Source organism: Pseudoxanthomonas koreensis, assembly GCF_010093225.1.
GTDB lineage: Bacteria > Pseudomonadota > Gammaproteobacteria > Xanthomonadales > Xanthomonadaceae > Pseudoxanthomonas > Pseudoxanthomonas koreensis.
Genome location: NZ_PDWM01000044.1, coordinates 1 through 21191 on the forward strand (window position 1 = coordinate 1; position 21191 = coordinate 21191).

Here is a 21191-nt window from a genome sequence, read left to right on the forward strand (position 1 = left end):
TTGGGAGTCGCAAACTAACATCCAACGTCGTCCGGCCCGCACACGGGGGGGCCGTGCCTCCCCCCCCTGCCCCGCCCCCCCGGCACGACGCAGTGCCCGGCTTCCCCCCCCTCCCCCCCCGGCACCCCTGGGGGATTCTTCAGGCGCGGTACCCGGGGGCCCGCCAGCGCCCTGGCCCGGGCGGGCAGCATCCTTTCCATACCCGCCCACCCCCCCCGGCCCCCCAGCGCGCATGCACCCGCCGCTTCGGAGGTCACCACCCAGCTGCCGCGCACCGCGCGGCCCAGCCACTACAGCATCGAGGTCACCCCGCACGCGGACAGGATGACCTTCGACGGCAAGGTCCGGATCGACCTGGACGTGCTGGTGCCCACCGACACCCTCGTCCTGCAGGCGGCGAACCTGGAGTTCGCGAACGGCACCCTGGCCGCGGCCGGTGGCGGCCGGCCGTTGCCGGCCGAGGTGAGCGTGGATGCGGAGAACCAGACCGCCAGCTTCGCCTTCGGCACGCCGCTGGCGCCGGGCCGGTACGTGCTGTCCACCGACTACCGCGGGGTGATCAACACCCAGGCCAATGGCCTGTTCGCGCTGGACTACGCCACGCCGGAAGGACAGAAGCGGGCGCTGTACACCCAGTTCGAGAACTCCGACGCGCGCCGTTTCGTGCCCTCGTGGGACGAGCCGGACTTCAAGGCCACGTTCGACCTGGGCGTGGTCGCGCCGGCCGCGCAGATGGTGGTCAGCAACATGCCCGTGGCCTCGGAGGAGGAGGTTGGCGATGGCCGCAGGCGAGTGGTGTTCCAGACCACGCCGAAGATGTCCACCTACCTGCTGTTCCTGGGCCTGGGCGATTTCGAGCGCGCCACGCTGCAGGGTGAGGGCGGCACCGAGATCGGGGTGATCGCGCAGCGCGGCAAGGTCGACCAGGCGCGGTTCGCGCTGGAGGCCAGCGACGACGTGCTGCGCGAGTTCAACGAGTATTTCGGCGTGCCGTACCCGCTGCCGAAGCTGGACAACATCGCCGCGCCGGGCCGCAGCCAGTTCTTCAGCGCGATGGAGAACTGGGGCGCGATCTTCACCTTCGAGCACACGCTGTTGCTCGATCCGGCCATCTCCGGCGTCTCCGACCGGCAGCGCGTGTTCGGCACCGCCGCGCACGAGATCGCGCACCAGTGGTTCGGCAACCTGGTGACGATGGCCTGGTGGGACGACCTGTGGCTCAACGAGGGCTTCGCCACCTGGATGGCGGGCCGCACCACCCGCAAGCTGCACCCGGAGTGGGACATCGACGGCACCCGCGCGGCCTACACCAGCCGCGCCGCGATGGGGCGCGACGCCTACGCCACCACCCATCCGGTGGTGCAGCACGTGGCCACGGTCGAACAGGCCAGCCAGGCCTTCGACGGCATCACCTACGGCAAGGGCGCGGCGGTGATCTCCATGCTGGAGGACCATGTCGGCGCCGAGGCCTGGCGCGAGGGCGTGCGCAGCTACATCGGCAAGCATGCGTATGGCAATGCGGTCACCGATGCGCTGTGGGCCGAGATGGACAAGGCCGCCTCCGGCAAGCAGTTCATGCAGGTCGCCCACGACTTCACCCTGCAGCCGGGCGTGCCGCTGCTCAGGGCCAGCGCGCGCTGCGAAGGCGGCCGCACGCGGGTGGCGCTGGAGCAGGGCGAGTATTCCATCGACAACCCGGGCAAGGCGCCGCTGCGCTGGCGCGTGCCGGTGGCGGTGCGCGGCGGCGACGGTGCGGTGGTGCGCGCGCTGGTGGACGGGAAGGCCCGCGTGGAGCTGCCGGGCTGCGGTGCGCCGGTGGTGGTCAACGCCGGGCAGAAGGGTTACTTCCGCACGCTGTATGCGCCTGCGCAGTTCAAGGCGCTGGTCGCCGGTTTCGATACGCTGCCGGCCGTGGACCAGCTGGGCGTGATGCTGGACACCAGCGCGCTGGCCGCGGTGGGCCTGCAGCCGGAGGCCGACCTGCTGGACCTGGCCGCGCGCCTGCCGCTGGAGGCTTCGCCGGACCTGTGGCTGGCGGTGGCCGGCACGCTGGATGACATCGACCGCCTGTACGACGGCGACGCCCAGGCGCAGGCCGCCTGGCGCGCGTATGCGATCTCGCGCCTGTCGCCCAGGTTCGAATCGCTGGGCTGGGACGGCCGCGATGGCGATTCGGCCACGACCCGGCAGTTGCGCGCCCGCCTGCTCGGCGTGCTCGGCCGGCTGGGCGACCCGCAGGTGATCGCCGAGGCGCGGCGCCGCTTCGCCGCGTTCCAGGCCGATCCGGCGTCGCTGCAGGCCGAGCAGCGGCGCACCGTGCTGGACATCGTCGCCCGCAACGCCGACGCGGCCACCTGGGACGCGCTGCGCGCGATGGCGAAGAAGGAAACCTCGTCGATGGTCCGCGACCAGTACTACGCGCTGCTGGCCACGGCCGGGGACGAGGCGCTGGCCAGGCGCGCACTGGCGATGGCCCTGACCGGCGAGCCGGGCGCGACCAATGGCGCGGCCATGATCGGCGCGGTGTCGCGCGAGCACCCGGAGCTGGCTTTCGACTTCGCCGTGGAGCACCGCGGGCAGGTCGACGCCCTGGTCGACTCGACTTCGCGCGCGCGTTACTACCCGGGGCTTGGCGCGGGTTCTTCGAAGCTGGAGACGGCCGCGAAGATCCAGGCCTTCGCCGAGCAGCACATCGCGCCCACCTCGCGCCGCGACGCGCAGACCGCGATCGCCGGGATCCAGACCCGGGCCAGGCTGCGCGAGCAGCGCCGTCCGCAGATCGACGCCTGGCTGGCGCAGCACCGCTGACCCTGGCGCGCGGCGAGCGCCGGCTGCGCGCAGGCCGTAAGGCCAAGGGCCACTACCGCCGCCAGCGGACGGGCACTAGGTTCGCGGGCGTGGCCAATCGCCGGTTTCCCCGGCGGTGGCCAACGCGACTCCAATCCCGGCGAGCCCGATGAATACCGACCCGGCCACGCTCCGCAAGCTGGTGACCACCGACCTGTCCGAGATGCTGATCCGGTTCGGCGTGGTCGTGTTCCTGCTGGTCCTGTGCGTGCGGGTGTTCATGCCGTTCGCCGGGCTGGTCGGCCTGTCCATGATCCTGGCCATCGCCCTGTATCCGGCGTTCGACTGGCTGGTGCGCCACCTCGGCGGGCGTCGCCGGCTGGCGGGGGTGGTGTTCGTGGGTGGCTCGCTGCTGCTGCTGGGCATTCCCATGGCCCTGCTCGGCACCGCACTGGGCGGCCAGGCGGCCGAGCTGTACGACGATTTCGAGCACAACCGGCTGGCCATCCCGGCGCCGGATCCGGCCATCGCCGAGTGGCCGGTGGTGGGCGAGCGGCTGTACGCGCTGTGGAACGAGGCGGCGGCCAACCTGCCGGTGTTCGTGGAAGCGCACAGTGCGCCGATCAAGGCGAACCTGGGGCCGATGCTGCTGGTGGCCGCCGATGGCGCCCTGGCGACCCTGGTGTTCTTCGCCGCCATCATCGTGGCCGGGGTGATGATGGTCCATGCGCGCCGCGGCGGCCGCGCCCTGGAGCGCATCGTCGAGCGCCTGGCCGGTCCGGAGCGCGGGCCGCGGCTGGTGCGGCTGTCGGTCGCCACGATCCGCTCGGTGGCCACCGGGGTGGTCGGCGTGGCCCTGATCCAGTCGGTCCTGCTGGGCATGGGCTTCCTGCTGGCCGACATCCCGGGCGCGGGGGTGCTGGCGCTGCTGGTGATGATCCTGGGCATCCTGCAGTTGCCGGTGGTGGTGGTCTCGCTGCCGGCGGCCGCCTGGATGTGGTTTGCCAACGACGAGCTTTCGACCCTGCTCAAGATCGTGTTCACCGTGTTCTTCGTGCTGGCCGGCACGATCGACAACGTGCTTAAGCCGCTGTTGCTCGGCCGCGGCGTGGACGTGCCGATGCTGGTGGTCCTGATCGGCGCGATCGGCGGCGTGGCCAGCGCCGGCATCGCGGGATTGTTCATCGGCGCGGTGCTGCTGGCGGTGGGTTACACGGTCTTCTCCGACTGGGTGGCGAACGGCGAGGACCGCGAGGGCGGAGCGGCCGTGCCCGGTGGCGGGGAAGCGCCGGGGGCGTGAGGCGGGGTTGTCCACGGGGCGGCGCCGGCGTCCTGCGCCTGATGTGTCCCCGCCGTGCGGCATGATTCGCGGATGACTGGATCGCAGGTTCGGCCACCGCTCACACGCGCCACCATCGCCCGCCGGGCCTGGCCGCTCATCGTGGCCAATGCCTCGGTGCCGCTGCTGGGGCTGGTGGACACGGCGGTGATCGGCCACTTCGGCAGCGCCGCGGGTCTGGGGGCGCTGGCGCTGGGCGCGCTGCTGGTCAATTTCGTCTACTGGAGCTTCGGCTTCCTGCGCCTGTCCACCACCGGCTTCGTCGCGCAGGCGGCCGGGGCGGGCGACGAACCGGAGGTGCGTGCGGCACTGGTGCGGCCGCTGCTGCTGGGCGTGGGGCTGGGCGTGGCGGTGTGGGCGCTGCAGTGGCCGCTGGTGGCCGGCTACTTCGCGCTGATGGATGCCAGCGAGGCAGTGGCTGGCACCGGTTCGGCCTACTTCAACGCGCGGGTGTGGGGCGCGCCGGCGGCGCTGGCGCTGTACGCGCTGTGCGGGGCGCTGGTCGGGCTGGGCCGCAGCCGCACGCTGCTGCTGGTGCAACTGCTGCTCAACGGGCTCAACGCGGGGCTGGACGTGTACTTCGCCGGGGTGCTGGGGCTGGGCGCGCGCGGCATCGGCCTGGGCACGGCGATCGCCGAATGGACCACCTGCCTGGTCGCGGCGGTGGGGGTGTGGCGGATGCTGCGCGGGCGCCACCGCGACGCCGAGCCGTTCCTGCCGTGGGCGCGGATCGGCGACCGCGCGCGCCTGCGCCGCACGCTGGCGGCCAACGGCGACATCATGCTGCGCACGCTGTGCCTGCTGGCCGGCTTCGGTGCGTTCGCGCGGCTGGGCACCGGGCTGGGCGACACGACCCTGGCGGCCAACCACCTGCTGTTGCAGCTGGTCTCGTTCAGCGCGTTCTTCCTCGACGGCTTCGCCTACGTGGCCGAGGCGCTGGTGGGGACGGCGGTGGGCGCGCGCGACCGCGTGCGGTTCCGCCGCGCGGTGCGGCTGTCGAGCGAACTGGCGCTGGCCACCGCGGTGCTGCTTGCGGCCGGGTTGTGGCTGGGCGGCGGCGCGGTGGTCGGCCTGCTGACCTCGCTGCAGGAGGTGGCCGCGGTGTCGCGCGCGCACCTGCCGTGGGCGGCGCTGTACGTGCTGCTGTCGGTGGCCGCGTTCCAGCTCGACGGGGTGTTCATCGGCGCCACCCGCACCCGGGCGATGCGCAATGCCGGGTTCGTCTCGCTGGCGGTGTTCGCGCTGTGCGCGTGGCCGGCGACGGCGATGTGGGGCAACCACGGGCTGTGGGCGGCGTTCGTGGTGTTCGTGGTGGCGCGGGCGCTGGCGTTGCTGCCGTATTACCGGGAGCTGGAGCACTCGCTGGAAACCGTCCGAAATCCGTAGAGCGGGGCTTGCCCCGCTGCTTTGCCCAGTTCCAGGGGGCCGGTCGCGTGGGCGGCGGACTGGCTGGCGCCGATGCGGCAACCGGCGCCGGGTACCGCACGCGGGTCCACATGGCGTGGGCTCAGCGTGCGTAGCGCGCCTTGCGTTCCTGCACGCTGTGGCCGTGCGCGGCGACCATGCGCGGACGCAACCAGTCGGCGAAGGCGGATTCGTCGAGGGAGCCTTCGGCAAGAGCAATCATCTGCACGTACATTTCCTTCAGGCTCGCCTCAAGGCGTACGTCGTTGAGAGCCAGGAACACGTAATAGCAGACGTGGGCAGTGCGCTTGTTGCCGTCCACGAAGGGATGGTTGCGGGCCAGCCCGAAGGCGAGGCTTGCGGCAAGCGCGGCCAGGTCGGGTGGCGGATTGCCGTACGCGAACAACTGGTGGGGCCTGGCCAGGGCCGACTCCAGCAACGCTTCGTCACGCACGCCGACGCCTCCGCCATGCTCGGCCAGTTGCCTTTCGTGGATGGCCAGCGCCAAGGAGCGGTCGATCCAGATGATCATGACGGCCTCGTCACTGGGCCAGCTTGCGCAGCAGATCGCGGTGGTCGCGCATGACCTGCTCGGCCACTTCCATCTGCGCAGCCAGGACCGGGTCGTAGGTGGTCAGGCGGATGCCGTCGGGCGTTTCCAGCGCGAACAGTTCGTCGCCCTTGTCCACGCGCAGGCGGGCGAGCAGTTCCTTCGGCAGGATGACGCCGGCGGAATTGCCGATGGTGGTGATCTTGAGCTTCATGGCTCCGGGCTCCGGTTATAACGCACGTTATATTGCGGCCGGCCGGGGCGTAACGCAAGGGGTGGGCGGAAGGCGGATGGCGGTGGCTTGATCCCCCTTCCCCCCGCGGCTACGCCGCCCGCTGCGCCGGCAGCGGCGACGACCGGCTCAGGCAGGCCTGCCTGGAGGAACTCTGAGCGTGGCGTCCCAGGGAGGGGGATCTCGCCTGGCGCGACCGGAAGGTGTACAAATGTACACCCATGAGCCTCCCCGATTCCAGCTGGACCCCGCCGGCCAGCCCCGAACTCCCGCCCCAGCGCGCCGCCGTGCTGGAGTTCCTGCGCCGCGAGCTGGCTGCCGGGCGCGCGCCGAGCCTGGCCGAGGTCGCGCTCGCCTTCGGCTTCGCCTCGCGCACTGCGGCGCAGAAGCACGTGCAGGCGCTGGTCGCCGACGGCCTGATCGAGCAGGTGCCCGGGCAGAAGCGCGGCCGGCGCCTGCCCGGTGGCAGCGCCGACCTGCTCCCGCTGCCGGTGCTGGGGCGGGTGGCCGCCGGCCTGCCGCTCAGCGCCGAGGGCGTGGCCAGCCTGGGCCTGCGCGCCGATGCGGGCGGCGAAGAGTTGTGGCTGGACCGCCGCCTGTTCTCGCCGCGGCCGGACTACCTGCTGCGCGTGCAGGGCGATTCGATGATCGACGACGGCATCCTCGACGGCGACCTGGTCGGCGTGCACCGCCCCCCGGAGGCGCGCGACGGGCAGACCGTGGTCGCGCGCGTGGACGGCGAACTGACGATCAAGCGGCGGCAGCGGGCGCGGCGCCGGATCCGCCTGCTGCCGCGCAATCCCGCGCACGCGCCGATCGAGGTCGAACCTGGCCAGGACTTCGCCATCGAAGGCGTGTACTGCGGCCTGGTGCGGCGCGGCTGAGATGGCACAGGCCGTCGCCCTCGATACGCTGCTGGCCGCGCGCACGCTGTGGCATGCCGGGCGCGGCGCGGCGCTGCCGGCCGACGGTGAGTCCACCGGCCACGCCGCGCTGGACGCGCTGCTGCCGCAGGGCGGCTGGCCCAGGCGCGCGCTGACCGAACTGCTGTTGCCGGCCGACGGCGTCGGCGAACGGGCGCTGCTGCTGCCGACGCTGGCACGGATGACGCGCGAGGGCGGCACTGTGGCCGTGGTCGCGCCGCCGTACCTTCCCTACGCGCCGGCCTGGCAGGACGCGGGCGTGGACCTGGCCGGGCTGCAGGTGATCGAAGCATCACCGCGCGACGCGCTGTGGGCGTTCGAACAATGCCTGCGCAGCGGCGCCTGCGCGGCGGTGCTGGGCTGGCCGCTGCAGGCCGACGCATCGGCGCTGCGGCGGCTGCAGGTGGCGGCCGACAGCGGTGCCTGCCTGGGCTTCGCCCTGCGCGACCGCAAACACGCGGTCAACGCCTCGCCGGCGGCGCTGCGCCTGGAATGCGTGCGCGACGCGTGTGGCGCCAGCGCATGGCAGGTGCGCAAGTGTCGTGGCGGGCCCGCGCCTGCGCGCGCATTCGTCCCGGGCGCGGCGTGAGGCGGTGCCATGCTCTGGGCCTGTGTACTGCTGCCGCAGCTGGCGCTCGACGCCGTCCTCCGCCGTCGCGCTGATCCGGAGGCGCCGCTGGCGCTGGTCGGCGGGCCGGCACAGCTGCGCACGCTGCATGCGGTGAACGCGGCCGCCGCCGCCGCGGGGCTGGCGCCGGGCATGCGCCTGGTCGCCGCGCACGCACTGCTGCGCGACTTCGCCATGGTCGAATACGACGTGGCCGCCGAAGCGCGCGTGCAGCGTTTCCTCGCCGCCTGGGCCTACCGCCACAGCTCGCTGGTCAGCGTGCAATGGCCCGGCTGCCTGCTGCTGGAAGTGCGCGGCAGCTTCAGCCTGCTCGGGCCGTGGCCGCGGATCGAGGCGCGGCTGCGCGACGAACTGGACACGCTGGGCTTCCGCCACCGCATCGCGCTGGCGCCGACCCCGCGCGCGGCACGGGTGTTCGCCGGATTGCAGGACGGGCTGGCGGTCCCGCACGCGGCGACCATGGCCACGCAACTGGACCAGGTGCCGGTGCGCCGCGCCTGCCTGCCGGACGGGCTGGGCACGCGCCTGCAGCGCATGGGGATCGCCGACCTGCGCACGCTGCGTGCGCTGCCGCGCGATGCGCTGCGGCGGCGCTTCGGCCTGCCGCTGCTGCAGCACCTGGAGCGGCTGTACGGCCAGGCCGACGATCCGCTCGAGTTCTACCAGCCGCCGGACCATTTCGATGCGCGGGTGGAACTGGGCTACGAAGTGGAGAGCCACACCGCGCTGCTGTTCCCGCTGCGCCGGCTGGTCGGCGACCTGTGCACCTTCCTCTCGATCCGCGACGGCGGCGTGCAGCGCTTCGTGCTGCGGCTGGAGCATGAGCGCGTGATGCACGGCGGCGTGCGTTGCGAAGACGCGCGGCAGGCAAGTGTGGCGCATGGAGGCATGAGGTCGGGGGCGGCCGCGCATACCGAGGTGGAGGTGGGCCTGCTCGCCGCCGAGCGCGAACCGGCGATGCTGTTCGAACTGGCGCGCAGCCGGCTGGAGCGCGTGCAGATCCCCGCACCGGTAGTGGCCATGCGCCTGCTGGCGCGGCAGCTGCCGCCGTTCGTGCCGGCCGCGCGCGACCTGTTCGACACTCGCAGCCAGCAGCAGCTGCCCTGGCCGCAGCTGCGCGAGCGCCTGCGCGCGCGGCTGGGCGACGGGGCGGTGTACCGGGTCGCGCCCGCGGGCGACCCGCGGCCGGAGCGGGCCTGGCGCAAGGTCGAAGGCGATGCGGCGCGGATCGCGCAGGCGCCCGCGCGTCCACCGCGGCCGCTGTGGCTGCTGTCGCGCCCGCTGCCGCTGCGCGGCGCGGCGCACATCGTCTCCGGCCCGGAGCGGCTGGAAAGCGGCTGGTGGGATGATGCCGACGCGCGTCGCGACTACTATGTGCTGGAAACCGCACAGGGCCAGCGTGCCTGGGCGTTCGCGCCAGCGGGCGAGCAGGGCAATGCGCAGGGCGGCTGGATGCTGCACGGGTGGTTCGCATGAGCTGGGACGACGCCCGCGACGGCGTGGACCGCGACACCCCCGGCGGGCATCCGCCGCGGGCGTGGGAGGTGGCGCAGCGGCTGGGACGCGGGAATCCTGCGCCGCCCGGCAAGGCGGCCAATGACGACGCATCGCCGGATGACGGCCTGCCTGCCTATGCCGAGCTGCACTGCGTGTCTGACTTCTCGTTCCTGCGCGGGGCCAGTGATGCGGCCACGCTGTTCGAGCGCGCCCGCGATTGCGGCTACAGCGCGCTGGCGATCACCGACGAATGCTCGCTGGCTGGCATCGTGCGCGCGCTGGAAGCTGCCGAGGCCACCGGGTTGCCGCTGGTGGTGGGCAGCGAGTTCGTGCTGGCGTGTGGGCTGAAGTGCGTGCTGCTGGTGGAGACGCACGCGGGCTATACGCGGCTGTGCGAACTGATCACGGTCGCGCGCCGGTCCGCGGACAAGGGCAGCTATCGCCTGGAGCGCGCGGACATGGAGCGCGTGCTGGCCGGTGGCGTGGAAAGCAGCGGGGCAAGCCCCGCTCTACGCGTAGAGCCGGGCTTGCCCGGCTGCCCCTGGTCCTGCGGCCTGTTCGCGCTGTGGATCCCCGGCGCGCAGCCCGATCCGGTGCAGGGGCGCTGGCTGCAGTCCGTGTTCGGTGACCGCGCGCACCTGGCGGTGGAGCTGCACCGCGAACAGGACGACGCAGCGCGCCTGCAGCAGTTGCTGGCACTGGCGACGCAACTCGACATGCCCGCGCTGGCCAGCGGCGACGTGCACATGGCCCGGCGCCGCGACCGCGTGCTGCAGGACACCCTGGCCGCGATCCGCCACAACGTGCCGCTGGCTGAAGCCGGCGCCCTGCTGTTCCGCAACGGCGAACGCCACCTGCGCACGCGCCGCGCGCTGGGCAACATTTACCCGGCCCACCTGCTCCAGGCCGCCGCGGCGCTGGCCAGGCGCTGCACCTTCGGCATGCGCGAAGTGAAGTACGAATACCCGAAGGAACTGGTGCCGGAGGGGCATACGCCGGCCAGCCACCTGCGTGCGCTGACCGAGGCCGGCATGCGCGAACGCTGGCCGCAGGGCGTGCCGGACAAGGTCCGCGTGCAGATCGGGGAAGAACTGGCCCTGGTCGCGCTCAAGCAGTACGAGGCGTTCTTCCTCACCGTGCACGACATCGTCCGCTTCGCCCGCTCGCGCGGGATCCTCTGCCAGGGGCGCGGCTCCTCGGCCAATTCGGCGGTGTGCTACGCGCTGGGCATCACCGCGGTGAACCCGGCCGAGATCCGGCTGCTGATCGCCCGGTTCCTTTCCGAAAGCCGCGACGAGCCACCCGACATCGACGTGGACTTCGAGCACGAGCGCCGCGAGGAAGTGATGCAGTACGTCTACGGCAAGTACGGCCGCGATCGCGCCGCGCTGGCCGCCACGGTGATCAGCTACCGCGGCAAGAGCGCGGTGCGCGACGTGGCCAAGGCCTTCGGCCTGCCGCCGGACCAGGTCGGCCTGCTCGCCGAATGCTTCGGCTGGGGCAACGGCGAGGCGCCGATGGAGCAGCGCCTGCGCGAGGCCGGATTCGATCCGGCCAACCCGCTGCTGCGCAAGGTGCTGGCCCTGGCGCGGATGGTCGAGGGCCGGCCGCGGCACCTGTCCCAGCACGTCGGCGGCTTCGTGGTTTCCGACGCGCCGCTGTCGGCGCTGGTGCCGGTGGAGAACGCGGCCATGGCCGACCGCACCATCATCCAGTGGGACAAAGACGACCTGGCGACGCTGGGCCTGCTCAAGGTCGACTGCCTGGCACTGGGCATGCTGACCTGCATCCGCAAGGCCTTCGACCTGGTGCGGGAACACCGCGGGCTGGCGCTGGACCTGGCCGGCGTCCCGGGCGATGACGCCCCGACCTACGCGATGATGCAGGCCGCCGACACCGTCGGCGTGTTCCAGATCGAGTCGCGCGCGCAGATGAGCATGCTGCCGCGGCTGAAGCCGGCGAAGTTCTACGACATCGTGGTGCAGGTGGCGATCGTGCGCCCCGGCCCGATCCAGGGCGGCATGGTCCATCCCTACCTGCGCCGGCGGATGGGCAAGGAAGAGGTCACCTATCCGTCCGAAGGCGTGCGCGAAATCCTCGGCGAAACCCTGGGCATCCCGCTGTTCCAGGAACAGGTGATGGAGCTGGTGATCCACGCCGGCTACACGCCGGCCGAGGCCGACGGGCTGCGCCGCTCGATGGCGGCGTGGAAGCGCGGCGGCGATATGGAGCCGCACCGCGTGCGCATCCGCGAGCTGATGGAAAAGAAAGGCTACGCGTCGGAATTCATCGACCAGATCTTCGAGCAGATCAAAGGCTTCGGTTCCTACGGCTTCCCGCAGAGCCACGCCGCCTCGTTCGCCAAGCTGGTCTACATCAGCTGCTGGCTGAAGCGGCACGAACCGGCCGCCTTTGCCTGCGCGCTGCTCAACGCGCAGCCGATGGGTTTCTACTCGCCCAGCCAGATCGTGCAGGACGCGCGGCGCGGCCGCGGCGACCGCGCCGGGATCGAGGTGCGGCCGGTGGACGTGGCCCACAGCGACTGGGACAACACCCTGGAAGGCGGCCGCCTTCGCCGCGGCCTGGACGACGACGGCGGCCAGCCGGCATTGCGGCTGGGCCTGCGCCAGGTGGCGGGGATGCCGGAGAAAGTGGCGGAGGCGATCATGGCCGCGCGTGCGCAGCGCCCGTTCGCCGACGTGCGCGACCTGTGCCTGCGCGCCGGCCTGGATGCAAAGGCGCGCGACGCGCTGGCCGAAGCCGGCGCGCTGGATTCGCTGGCCGGCCACCGCAACGCCGCGCGCTGGGAAGTGGCCGGCATCGAGCAGCGCCGGCCGCTGCTGCCCGGCAGTCCCGGCGAAGCACGGATCGAGCTGCCGGCACCACGCCCGGGCGAGGAACTGGCCGCCGACTACCGCAGCACCGGCCTGAGCCTGCGCAGCCACCCGATGGCACTGCTGCGTGCGCAGATGGTGCAGCGGCGCATCCTCGGTTCGCGCGAACTGCAGGGGCGGCGCCATGGCAGCGGCGTGCACGTGGCCGGGCTGGTCACCCAGCGCCAGCGCCCGGCCACGGCCAAGGGCACGATCTTCGTCACGCTGGAGGACGAGCACGGCATGGTCAACGTGATCGTCTGGCCGCACCTGGCCGTGCGCCGGCGCAAGGCGCTGCTGCAGTCGCGGCTGCTGGCGGTGCGCGGGCGCTGGGAACGGGTGGATGGAGTGGATCACCTGGTCGCCGGCGACCTGCACGACCTCAGCGGCCTGCTCGGCGGCATGCGGGTCGAGTCGAGGGATTTCCATTGAGCCGGGCCTCGTTCCACGTGCAGGATTCGATGCCGGGCCTGGACCTGTTCGGCGGTCCGCTGCAACTGGTGGACGACGAAGAGGGCGGCATCCGCTACTGGCCCGGCTTCGTCGACGGCGGCGAGGCCGCCGCATGGTTCGACGCGCTGCGTGACGGCTGCGACTGGCGCCACCAGCGGCGCACGATGTACGAACGGGTGGTCGACGTGCCGCGGCTGCAGGCCTGGTATCCGTTCGATCCGGCCTCGCTGCAAGGCCTGCCCGCACAGCTGCCGCTGGCGGCGATCCTGGTGCGGATCCGGGCGGTGGTGCCGGGCGGCTACAACTCGGTCGGCCTGAACCTGTACCGCGACGGCCGCGACAGCGTGGCCATGCACAACGACAAGCTGCACATGCTGCTGCCCGGCCAGCCGATCGCGCTGCTGTCGCTGGGCGCGCCGCGGCGGATGAACATCCGCGCCAAGGCCGGTGGCCACGCGCTGGGCATCGACCTGCAGCCTGGCAGCCTGCTGGCGATGAGCCACGCCAGCCAGCTCACCCACGAGCACGGCATCCCGAAGACGACGCGGCCGGTGCCGCCGCGGATGAGCGTGGTCTTCCGCGCGCGGCCGGAGCAGGACGCGGCAGCGGACAGGCGTGCCGCGCCAGCGCCGGCGAAGGGTTGGCGATGAACGAGGCGACGGCGTACGTGGGGCTGGCCGGCGCGCCACGATGGACCAGGCGGTTGTCGGTAGTTGGCTGGTTGATCGGACGCACGCGCAGCGGAGCGTACGAGACGTGCTGAATGCCTTAGTGCGCAAAGGATTCCTGGTTGTGGATCCGGTGCGGTCCAGGTGCTGTAGAGCAGGAATTTCCCTAGGGATGCACGGGTGATCGGCTGATCGCATGGCCCAGGAGGAGGGGAGGATATTCGCCTCGAGCGCATCGCCAGTGTTGCAACCGGGGCGGTGCCAGAAGATTTGCCGGGTGGCCGGCAAAGCCGGACGCGCATCGGCCAATTGCGCTGGAATCGGAGGAACTGAAAATGAGAGAGCTGGAAACCCACGAGTTGGAGGCTGTCCTGGGCGGGAGTCTCTACGGAGACGTGGCATACGCTGTCGGGAAATTCATCGGGATGGTTGCTGCGACAAGCCAGAAGATCGACGCCATTGGTGATCCGATGCTGGGTGCCATGCAGTACGGCGCCTAGGCTGAAGGAGGCCACATGGATATTCTTTCGGAAGACGAGGTCCGCCACGTGTGCGGAGGAGGGCTCCTCGGCCAGCTCGACGAGGCCTATCAGTACGCAAGGGAAGCGGCGCGGGAGTTCTGGAGAGGTTTGAAGGAAGGAGCGGGTCTGGAAGAAAAGCCCTGATCGCCCGGGCGCCCGAAGTCCCTCTTCGGGCGCCATTCCCTATAGCATGGTGTCAGGGTGGGTTCCGCCCATCGGGCGATGTGGTCCATCTGTGTTCATGGCTTCGGGTTCTGCAACAGGGCGCTTGAGGATGACGATCTTCATCGATGCCAAGGATCAGGTTTCGTCGTTCCTGGAAAGGAATTTCTTCTCGTGCAGTTCCATCAGGCTTTTTTTTGCCTGCATGCTCTTGAGTCTTTGCGTATTCCTGCTGCAGAACGTTCTTGAACTCTCCATCGACCGGCTTTCGGGTCTGTTCGGATTTCCAAGCGATGTCGCGGGGATCCAGGATATCCAGGTCAAGGTGCCGTGGGTTTCGCCACTAGTCTTTGCGCCGGTCTTCGAGAACCTTGTTTGCCTGCTTTTGTTGAGGGTGGCCTCAAGCGTCGTGCCAGGGCGTTGGAAAGCTCCGGCGCTGGTGGCGGCCATGGCAGCATTGCTTCACATGGTTGCGTATATGGACGTCGTGTACGCCTCGATTTTCGTGAACTTCTTCGTTATTTGCGCGCTCATCCACAACGTCGAGGGTTCCGTTCGAGGGTTCCTGGCGTCGGTATTGGTCCATGCATTGACCAACTGGCTGGTACTCGTCCAGTTGCGGCTCGCCTGAAGCGGCGCGGCTCTGCTTCAATTTCCCAACCTCGCCTCGACTGGGTAATTCCGCTCGCTATACCGGCGGACGCCAGCGCCGCACTACGAAGGGGGCGGCGGGGCAAGCCCCGCTCTACGAGGCGTTCTTCGGCTGCTTGCGGCCGCTGCCGCTCTTCTTGCCGCCGCCGTCCTGCTTGTTCACGGTGGCCCAGGCGATGCGCTCGGCTGCTTCGTCGCTGCGGCCGCGCTCCTTCTCGCTTTCCTCGATGTGCGCGGCCTGGCGCTTCTGCTTGTCGGTGTAGCTGGATTTGTCGCCACGAGGCATGGCGCCCTCCTGCATCTCGCACCCGATCGTGCCGGTGCAGGAAAACGCCGCGCCGGTAACGTGGCCGTGAAGCGCGGCGGCCGGGGTTTGCGCCGGTTCAGGCCCAGCTGCCCGCACGCCCACGCCTTCCAGAAAAAAGCCCCGCCGGGTGGCGGGGCCTGGATGGAGCATCGCCGGCGTGGCCGGTTACGCCACGGTTTCGTCCTTGTACGCATCCACCGGGATGCACGCGCAGAACACGTTCTTGTCGCCGTAGACGTTGTCCACGCGCGAGACCGGCGGCCAGTACTTCTGCAGCTTCAGCGAGGGCAGCGGGAAGGCGGCCAGTTCGCGCGGGTAGGCGTGGGTCCACTCGCTGCCCGACACCTGCAGCGCGGTGTGCGGTGCGTGCCTGAGCGGGTTGTCCTCGCGGTCCAGGCGGCCGTCCTCGATCGCGCGGATCTCCTCGCGGATCTGGATCATCGCGTCGATGAAGCGATCGAGTTCGTGCAGCGATTCGCTCTCGGTCGGCTCGACCATCAGCGTGCCGGCGACCGGGAAGCTCAGGGTCGGGGCGTGGAAGCCGAAGTCGATCAGGCGCTTGGCCACGTCCTCGGCACCGATGCCGGTGGCCTTCTCCAGCGGGCGCACGTCGAGGATGCACTCGTGCGCGACCAGGTCGTTGCGGCCGGTGTAGAGCGTCCCGTAGTGCGGCGCGAGCTTCTTCGAGATGTAGTTGGCGTTGAGCAGGGCGACCTGGGTCGCCTTGCGCAGCCCGGCACTGCCCATCATCGCCACGTACATCCAGCTGATCGGCAGGATCGAGGCCGAACCGAAGCTGGCGGCGCTGACCATGGTGCCGCCGCCAGTGCCTGGGGTACGCACCCCCTGCTCACCGAGCGCCTTCGGCAGGAACGGCGCCAGGTGCGACTTGACCGCGCACGGGCCCACGCCCGGGCCGCCACCGCCGTGCGGGATGCAGAAGGTCTTGTGCAGGTTCAGGTGGGAGACGTCCGAACCCCACTTGCCCGGCTTGGCCACGCCGACCAGCGCGTTCATGTTGGCGCCGTCGGTGTACACCTGGCCGCCGTGCTGGTGGACGATCTCGCAGATCTCGACCACATCCTCCTCGAACACGCCGTGGGTGGACGGGTAGGTCATCATGATCGCTGCGAGCTGGGCCGAATGTTTTTCGGCGGCGCGGCGGATGTCCTCGACGTCGACGTTGCCGTTGGCATCGCACTTGGTCACCACCACCTTCATCCCGCACATCTGCGCCGAGGCCGGGTTGGTGCCGTGCGCCGATTCGGGGATCAGGCAGATGTCGCGATGGCCCTCGCCGCGCGAGGCATGGTATGCGCGGATCGCCAGCAGGCCGGCGTATTCGCCCTGCGCGCCGGAGTTGGGCTGCAGGCTGACGGCGTCGTAGCCGGTGCATTCGGCCAGCATCGCCTCCAGGCCGGAGATCAGCTCGCGGTAGCCCTCGGTCTGTTCGGCCGGGGCCAGCGGGTGGATCGCGCTGAATTCCGGCCAGGTGATCGGGATCATCTCGGCGGTGGCATTGAGCTTCATGGTGCACGAGCCCAGCGGGATCATCGTGCGGTCCATGGCCAGGTCCTTGTCGGCCAGGGCGCGCATGTAGCGCAGCAGCTCGTGCTCGCTGTGGTGGGTGTTGAACACCGGGTGCTGCAGGAACGCGCTGGTGCGCAGCAGGCCGGCCGGCAGCGCGTCGGCGGTGGCCGCGTCCAGCGCGTCGACGTCGACCTGCGCGCCGAACAGCGCGCCCAGGGCGACGATGTCGGCGCGGGTGGTGGTCTCGTCCAGGCTGATGCCCAGCGCTTCGCTGTCGATTTCGCGCAGGTTGATCCCGGCATGGCGGGCCTTGGCGATGATCGCGCCGGCATCGACATCCTTGATGTGCAGGGTGTCGAAGAAGCGCTCGCCGACCTTGACCCCGGCGCCGCGCAGCGCGGCGGCCAGGATCGCGGCCAGGCGGTGGGTGCGCCTGGCAATGCGGGTCAGGCCCTCGGGGCCGTGGTACACGGCGTACATCGAGGCCATCACCGCCAGCAGCACCTGCGCGGTGCAGATGTTGGAGGTGGCCTTCTCGCGGCGGATGTGCTGCTCGCGGGTCTGCAGGGTCAGGCGGTAGGCGGCGTTGCCGTCGGTGTCCATCGACACGCCGATCAGGCGGCCGGGCATCGAGCGCTTGTAGGCGTCGCGGCAGGCCATGAACGCCGCGTGCGGGCCGCCGAAGCCGAACGGCACGCCGAAGCGCTGCGAGTTGCCGACCACGATGTCCGCGCCCCATTCGCCGGGCGCGGCGATCAGGGTCAGCGCCAGCAGGTCGGTGGCCACGGCGACCAGGCCGCCGCGCGCGTGCACGGCATCGGCCAGCGCCTTGTGGTCGCCGACATGGCCGAAGGTGTCCGGGTACTGCAGCAGCACGCCGAAGGCTTCCGCTTCCAGCGCCTCTTCCGGCGTGCCCACGCGCAGGACAATGCCCATCGGCTCGGCGCGCGTGCGCAGCACTTCAAGGGTCTGCGGATGCACCGCGTCGTGGACAAAGAAGGTGTCGGACTTCGACTTGCCCGAGCGCTTGGCCAGGGTCATCGCCTCGGCCGCGGCGGTGGCCTCGTCCAGCAGCGAGGCGTTGGCGATCTCCATGCCGGTCAGGTCGGCGCACATCTGCTGGAAGTTGATCAGCGCTTCCATGCGGCCCTGCGAGATCTCCGCCTGGTACGGGGTGTAGGCGGTGTACCAGGCCGGGTTCTCGAGGATGTTGCGCAGGATCACCTTCGGCGTGTGGGTGCCGTAGTAGCCCTGGCCGATGAAGTTGCGGAACACCTGGTTCTTCAGCGCGATGGCGCGGATCTTCGCCAGCGCTTCTTCCTCGGTGAGGCTGTCGGGCAGGGCCAGCGGCGCGGGCGACTTGATGCTGGCCGGGACGATGGCGTCGGTCAGCGCCTCGAGCGAGGCATGGCCGACGGTGGCGAGCATCGTCGCGATCTCGGCGTCGTTGGGGCCGATGTGGCGGCCGACGAAGGCGTCGTGCTGTTCGAGGTCGCGCAGGGAAGGGGTGTGCTGGGACATGGAGGCGGTCCGGACAGGGGCGGGAAGGCGCCGCGCGATGCGCGACGGAATGCCCCTCTGTCCTTTTGCCTGAGAGTTTGGAAGCGGCGCGGGCGAGGTCGCGGCTTCGTGCCCCTTCGGCGCCGGCGCGGCCCTGGCGGGCGGCCGGTCTCTCCAGAGTGTTGTTGCGGGCGGTGGTATGGGAGCCTGAGCGATTACGGGCGTTTGCGCCTTCGGCAGCGGGTCGCCCCGCTTCTCCCACCGCACGCGGTGTGGCCGGATTATACGCCCGGGGGCGGCCCGCCGGCCGGGGAGCGATGGCTTAAAATGGCGCCCTGTTCAGCGCCGGCCCGCCCGCATGGGGGGGCGGCGCCTGGCCCGTCCGGATGGCGGGAAACGGCCGAGGAAGGCATGCAGGACACCAGCACAACCGCTGCGGCGGCCGTGATTCCCGACCCCGAGGCGCCCGCGGTGCCTGCCGGCGCCCCGGAACTGGCGCCGCCGCTCCCGGAGCGGCAGGACGAGGGCGAGCCCTGGGTGGTGCGTTCGTGGCGTCTGCTGCTGCGCGAGCCCAGCCTGATGGTGGCGGTGGCGTACCTGTTCGTCTCGTTCATCGGCCTGTGGGCGAGCTACTGGTTCTACCGCATGTTCGGCCTGCCGATCCTCGAATACATGCAGGCCAGCGACTACCTGGTGGCCGGCCTGCGCGACCCGGCCTACGCCGCCCTGCTCGGCGCCTCGGTGCTGCTGGCGCTGGCGATCAGCTGGCCGGAGTTGTACCGCGCCCGCGAACCGCAGCGGGTGGAGCGGCTGCGCCGCCGCTGGTGGGGGCGGGCCATGTTCCCCGAGCATCGCTGGATGCGCTGGCGCGGCATCGGCATGGCGCCGGTGAGCGGCATGGTGTTCGCGGTGTTCTTGGGCATGGTCTGGGCCTGCACCGCCTACGTGGTGACCAAGGCGGTGAACATCCGCGACGACGGCAGCGGCAATCGCGTGGAGGTGACCCTGGCCGGCGAGTCCGCGCCGTTGCCGGGAGAAGCGCAACTGCTGGGCACCACCAGCGCCTTCGTGCTGCTGTGGTGGCCGCAGCAGCAGCGCGCCGAAGCGGTGCCGGTGGCGGCGGTCAAGCGGCTCGCCTCGTTGCGGCCGCCCGCGCCGCCGCCGCGGCTGGTGGCGCCGCTGCCGGCGCGCGCCGCAGCCGCGCCGGCAGCGGAAACGACGGATGGCACCGTGCCGGCATCCGACACGGACACGAGCCCGCCCGCCACGCCCGCGACGGCGCAGGAACCGGCGCCGTGAACCCGCGCGCGCTGCCCTCCAACCGCCGCCTGGCCCTGCTGCTGGGCGGGCTGGCGATGTTCGGCCCGTTCTCGATCGACACCATCTTCCCGGCCTTCCCGCAGATGGCCGCGCAGTTCGGTGCCGACAAGCTGGCAATGCAGCAGACCATCAGCGTCTACCTGGGCGCCTATGCGCTGATGAGCATCGTCCACGGACCGCTGTCCGACGCCATCGGGCGGCGGCGGGTGATCCTGGCCGGGCTTTCGGTGTTCATCATCGCCTCGGCCGGCTGCGCGATGGCCGGCGACCTGGCCACGCTGCTGGCGTTCCGCGCGCTGCAGGGGCTGTCGGCCGGCGTGGGCCTGATCGTCGGCCGCGCAGTGATCCGCGACGTGCTCCAGGGCAGCGCCGCGCAGCGGCTGATGAGCCACGTGTCGATGATCTTCGGCATCGCCCCAGCGATCGCGCCGATCATCGGCGGCTGGATGCTCGGGGTCGGGCGCTGGCCGCTGATCTTCTGGTTCCTGGTCGCGTTCTCGCTGCTGCTGCTGGCCAGCACCGCGCTGTGGCTGCCGGAGACGCATCCGCCGCAGGCGCGGATGCCGCTGCGTCCCGGGCGCCTGCTGCGCGACTACGTGGCCATCGCCCTGAACCCGCGCTTCCAGCGCCTGGCTGCGGCCGGCGCATTCGGCTTCGCCGGACTGTTCCTGTACATCGCCTCGGCGCCGGCATTCGTGATGGACCTGCTCGGCCTGGGCGAGCAGGAGTTCGCCTGGCTGTTCTTCCCGACCATCGGTGGCATGACCATCGGCGCATTCGTTTCCGGGCGCGTGGCCGGGCGCTGGCAGCCGGCCTACCAGGTCGGGGTGGGCTATGCCTGCATCGGCGTGGCCGCGGCGGCGAACGTGGCCTACTGCGCGCTGGCGCCGGCGATCGCGGTGCCGTGGGCGGTGCTGCCGATGAGCCTGGCTTCGTTCGGCGTGGCGCTGGTGTTCCCGGTGCTGACCCTGGCGATCCTGGACATGTATCCGCGCCAGCGCGGTTCCGCCTCGTCGCTGCAGGCCTTCACCCAGCTGGTACTCAACTCGGCGATCGCCGGCGCGCTGTCGCCGCTGCTCAGCCACCACGGCCTGCACCTGGCCCTGGGCATGGCCGGCTTCACCCTGCTGGGCTGGCTGTTCTGGCGCTGGGAGGCGCGGGTGTCGCGCCGGTTCCCGCCGCCGCCGTCATCGCCTACGCTGGAGCCCGGCGAGCAGCTCTGACTTCGAGGAAGCGTCCATGTCGATCCAGTCCAAGGCCCGCCGCGACGCGCGCAGGCGCAAGGCCGAGCGCGAACGCAACAAGGCGCGCGCCGAGCGGCCGCCGATCGAGCCGCACGCCGAGCTGCGCGACCGCGACGGCGGGCTGCTGGCCGGGATCGTCCGCCAGTCGGGGACGTGGGTGCTGGGCATGGACGGACGCATCGTCGGCAGCAGCGACAGCGCCGCGCAGGTGCTGATGCTGATCCGTCGCGCGCAGCGCCTGCACGACGAACAGGGCGTGCCGGTGAAGCTGGTCTATTCCGATGCGCTGCGCGACGAAGCGGCGCTGGAAGCGGCGGGGCACGGCAAGTCGCTGGCCGATTACGAGCAGCAGCTCGAGGCGGAGATGGGGGCGGCGGCGCCGGTGGGCCCGTGCCGCTGACGGGGCTGGTGACCGCCCCGTCGTCCGGGTCGGGGGTCGGGCCGCCGCCGAACTCCGGGTGAATCTGCAGCGTGGTCAGCGGCGGCCGCTTGAGGTAGGCCAGCGAGGAGTGGCGGGTGCCGAAGCCGTCCACCGCCACGCCCACGCCGAGGATCCGGCAGGCGTGCAGCACGCTGGCGCTGCGGCCGACGTTGGCCATGAT

At 71.1% G+C, this 21191-nt stretch carries 17 protein-coding genes, 1 pseudogene and 1 riboswitch; of the genes and pseudogenes, 14 read left to right on the plus strand and 4 right to left on the minus strand.

Annotated features, from left to right (window positions below; translation table 11 throughout):
- Positions 1-189 precede the first annotated feature (189 nt).
- The 3 genes from CSC64_RS11990 (at position 190) to CSC64_RS12000 (ending at position 5512) form a co-directional block, all read left to right on the plus strand.
- Positions 190-2808 (plus strand): M1 family metallopeptidase, encoded by a 2619-nt coding sequence (locus CSC64_RS11990; RefSeq protein ID WP_425501723.1) that lies wholly within the window; start codon positions 190-192, stop codon positions 2806-2808.
- A 148-nt stretch (positions 2809-2956) separates the two neighbouring features.
- Complete coding sequence (locus CSC64_RS11995; RefSeq protein WP_162435563.1) at positions 2957-4087, plus strand: AI-2E family transporter; 1131 nt, start codon at positions 2957-2959, stop codon at positions 4085-4087.
- A gap of 72 nt (positions 4088-4159) precedes the next feature.
- Positions 4160-5512 (plus strand): MATE family efflux transporter, encoded by a 1353-nt coding sequence (locus tag CSC64_RS12000; protein WP_162435564.1) that lies wholly within the window; start codon positions 4160-4162, stop codon positions 5510-5512.
- Between the two features lie 121 nt (positions 5513-5633).
- On the opposite strand, the gene CSC64_RS12005 is transcribed toward CSC64_RS12000, so the two are convergent.
- Together CSC64_RS12005 and CSC64_RS12010 are read right to left on the minus strand one after the other, a co-directional pair.
- Positions 5634-6062 (minus strand): type II toxin-antitoxin system death-on-curing family toxin, encoded by a 429-nt coding sequence (locus CSC64_RS12005; RefSeq protein WP_162435565.1) that lies wholly within the window; start codon positions 6060-6062, stop codon positions 5634-5636.
- Between the two features lie 10 nt (positions 6063-6072).
- Complete coding sequence (locus CSC64_RS12010; RefSeq protein ID WP_162435566.1) at positions 6073-6294, minus strand: AbrB/MazE/SpoVT family DNA-binding domain-containing protein; 222 nt, start codon at positions 6292-6294, stop codon at positions 6073-6075.
- Between the two features lie 239 nt (positions 6295-6533).
- Between CSC64_RS12010 and lexA the strand changes: the two genes are divergently transcribed.
- The 8 genes from lexA to CSC64_RS12050 all read left to right on the plus strand — a co-directional run bounded on the left by lexA (position 6534) and on the right by CSC64_RS12050 (position 14668).
- Positions 6534-7196 (plus strand): transcriptional repressor LexA, encoded by a 663-nt coding sequence (gene lexA / locus CSC64_RS12015; RefSeq protein WP_162435567.1) that lies wholly within the window; start codon positions 6534-6536, stop codon positions 7194-7196.
- Position 7197: 1 nt separating this feature from the next.
- Positions 7198-7824 (plus strand): translesion DNA synthesis-associated protein ImuA, encoded by a 627-nt coding sequence (gene imuA, locus CSC64_RS12020; protein ID WP_162435568.1) that lies wholly within the window; start codon positions 7198-7200, stop codon positions 7822-7824.
- Positions 7825-7833: 9 nt separating this feature from the next.
- Positions 7834-9339, plus strand: coding sequence for a Y-family DNA polymerase (locus CSC64_RS12025; protein WP_162435569.1), 1506 nt, complete (start codon positions 7834-7836; stop codon positions 9337-9339).
- The gene (locus tag CSC64_RS12030; protein WP_162435570.1) at positions 9336-12665 is read left to right on the plus strand and encodes an error-prone DNA polymerase; all 3330 of its coding nucleotides are present in this window, start codon (positions 9336-9338) and stop codon (positions 12663-12665) included. Before CSC64_RS12025 ends, CSC64_RS12030 begins: the two co-directional genes overlap by 4 nt.
- Before the next feature lie 38 nt (positions 12666-12703).
- A complete protein-coding gene (locus tag CSC64_RS12035) occupies positions 12704-13336 on the plus strand; it encodes an alpha-ketoglutarate-dependent dioxygenase AlkB (RefSeq protein ID WP_425501724.1) in 633 nt (210 codons plus the stop codon).
- A 353-nt stretch (positions 13337-13689) separates the two neighbouring features.
- On the plus strand, positions 13690-13854 hold the full coding sequence (locus CSC64_RS12040; RefSeq protein ID WP_162435571.1) for a hypothetical protein: 165 nt from the start codon (positions 13690-13692) through the stop codon (positions 13852-13854).
- 15 nt (positions 13855-13869) lie between these two features.
- Positions 13870-14019, plus strand: coding sequence for a hypothetical protein (locus CSC64_RS12045; protein WP_162435572.1), 150 nt, complete (start codon positions 13870-13872; stop codon positions 14017-14019).
- A 130-nt stretch (positions 14020-14149) separates the two neighbouring features.
- Complete coding sequence (locus CSC64_RS12050) at positions 14150-14668, plus strand: hypothetical protein (protein ID WP_162435573.1); 519 nt, start codon at positions 14150-14152, stop codon at positions 14666-14668.
- A gap of 117 nt (positions 14669-14785) precedes the next feature.
- Here the strand turns inward: CSC64_RS12050 and CSC64_RS12055 are convergent.
- Positions 14786-14974 (minus strand): annotated as a pseudogene (locus CSC64_RS12055) (HupB); the annotation flags it as partial.
- A 186-nt stretch (positions 14975-15160) separates the two neighbouring features.
- Positions 15161-18046, minus strand: coding sequence for an aminomethyl-transferring glycine dehydrogenase (gene gcvP, locus CSC64_RS12060; protein WP_162435575.1), 2886 nt, complete (start codon positions 18044-18046; stop codon positions 15161-15163).
- A 47-nt stretch (positions 18047-18093) separates the two neighbouring features.
- Positions 18094-18213, minus strand: a riboswitch (glycine riboswitch).
- Between the two features lie 223 nt (positions 18214-18436).
- On the opposite strand from gcvP, the gene CSC64_RS12065 reads away from it, so the two are divergent.
- Genes CSC64_RS12065 through CSC64_RS12075 form a run of 3 tightly spaced genes read left to right on the plus strand, consistent with a single transcriptional unit; the run spans position 18437 to position 20989 of the window.
- Positions 18437-19324 (plus strand): hypothetical protein, encoded by an 888-nt coding sequence (locus CSC64_RS12065; RefSeq protein ID WP_162435576.1) that lies wholly within the window; start codon positions 18437-18439, stop codon positions 19322-19324.
- A 29-nt stretch (positions 19325-19353) separates the two neighbouring features.
- Positions 19354-20568, plus strand: a complete 1215-nt coding sequence (locus CSC64_RS12070; RefSeq protein WP_162435580.1) for a multidrug effflux MFS transporter — start codon at positions 19354-19356, stop codon at positions 20566-20568.
- Between the two features lie 16 nt (positions 20569-20584).
- Positions 20585-20989, plus strand: coding sequence for a hypothetical protein (locus tag CSC64_RS12075; RefSeq protein ID WP_162435577.1), 405 nt, complete (start codon positions 20585-20587; stop codon positions 20987-20989).
- Positions 20990-21191 lie beyond the last annotated feature (202 nt).

Excerpts from the sequence above, each read along its gene's own strand:
- CSC64_RS11995 (WP_162435563.1), top strand. The coding sequence starts at position 2,957 with ATGAATACCGACCCGGCCACGCTCCGCAAGCTGGTGACCACCGACCTG.
- CSC64_RS12000 (WP_162435564.1), top strand. The coding sequence starts at position 4,160 with ATGACTGGATCGCAGGTTCGGCCACCGCTCACACGCGCCACCATCGCC.
- CSC64_RS12005 (WP_162435565.1), bottom strand. The coding sequence starts at position 6,062 with ATGATCATCTGGATCGACCGCTCCTTGGCGCTGGCCATCCACGAAAGG.
- CSC64_RS12010 (WP_162435566.1), bottom strand. The coding sequence starts at position 6,294 with ATGAAGCTCAAGATCACCACCATCGGCAATTCCGCCGGCGTCATCCTG.
- lexA (WP_162435567.1), top strand. The coding sequence starts at position 6,534 with ATGAGCCTCCCCGATTCCAGCTGGACCCCGCCGGCCAGCCCCGAACTC.
- imuA (WP_162435568.1), top strand. The coding sequence starts at position 7,198 with ATGGCACAGGCCGTCGCCCTCGATACGCTGCTGGCCGCGCGCACGCTG.
- CSC64_RS12025 (WP_162435569.1), top strand. The coding sequence starts at position 7,834 with ATGCTCTGGGCCTGTGTACTGCTGCCGCAGCTGGCGCTCGACGCCGTC.
- CSC64_RS12030 (WP_162435570.1), top strand. The coding sequence starts at position 9,336 with ATGAGCTGGGACGACGCCCGCGACGGCGTGGACCGCGACACCCCCGGC.
- CSC64_RS12040 (WP_162435571.1), top strand. The coding sequence starts at position 13,690 with ATGAGAGAGCTGGAAACCCACGAGTTGGAGGCTGTCCTGGGCGGGAGT.
- CSC64_RS12045 (WP_162435572.1), top strand. The coding sequence starts at position 13,870 with ATGGATATTCTTTCGGAAGACGAGGTCCGCCACGTGTGCGGAGGAGGG.
- CSC64_RS12050 (WP_162435573.1), top strand. The coding sequence starts at position 14,150 with ATGACGATCTTCATCGATGCCAAGGATCAGGTTTCGTCGTTCCTGGAA.
- gcvP (WP_162435575.1), bottom strand. The coding sequence starts at position 18,046 with ATGTCCCAGCACACCCCTTCCCTGCGCGACCTCGAACAGCACGACGCC.
- CSC64_RS12065 (WP_162435576.1), top strand. The coding sequence starts at position 18,437 with ATGCAGGACACCAGCACAACCGCTGCGGCGGCCGTGATTCCCGACCCC.
- CSC64_RS12075 (WP_162435577.1), top strand. The coding sequence starts at position 20,585 with ATGTCGATCCAGTCCAAGGCCCGCCGCGACGCGCGCAGGCGCAAGGCC.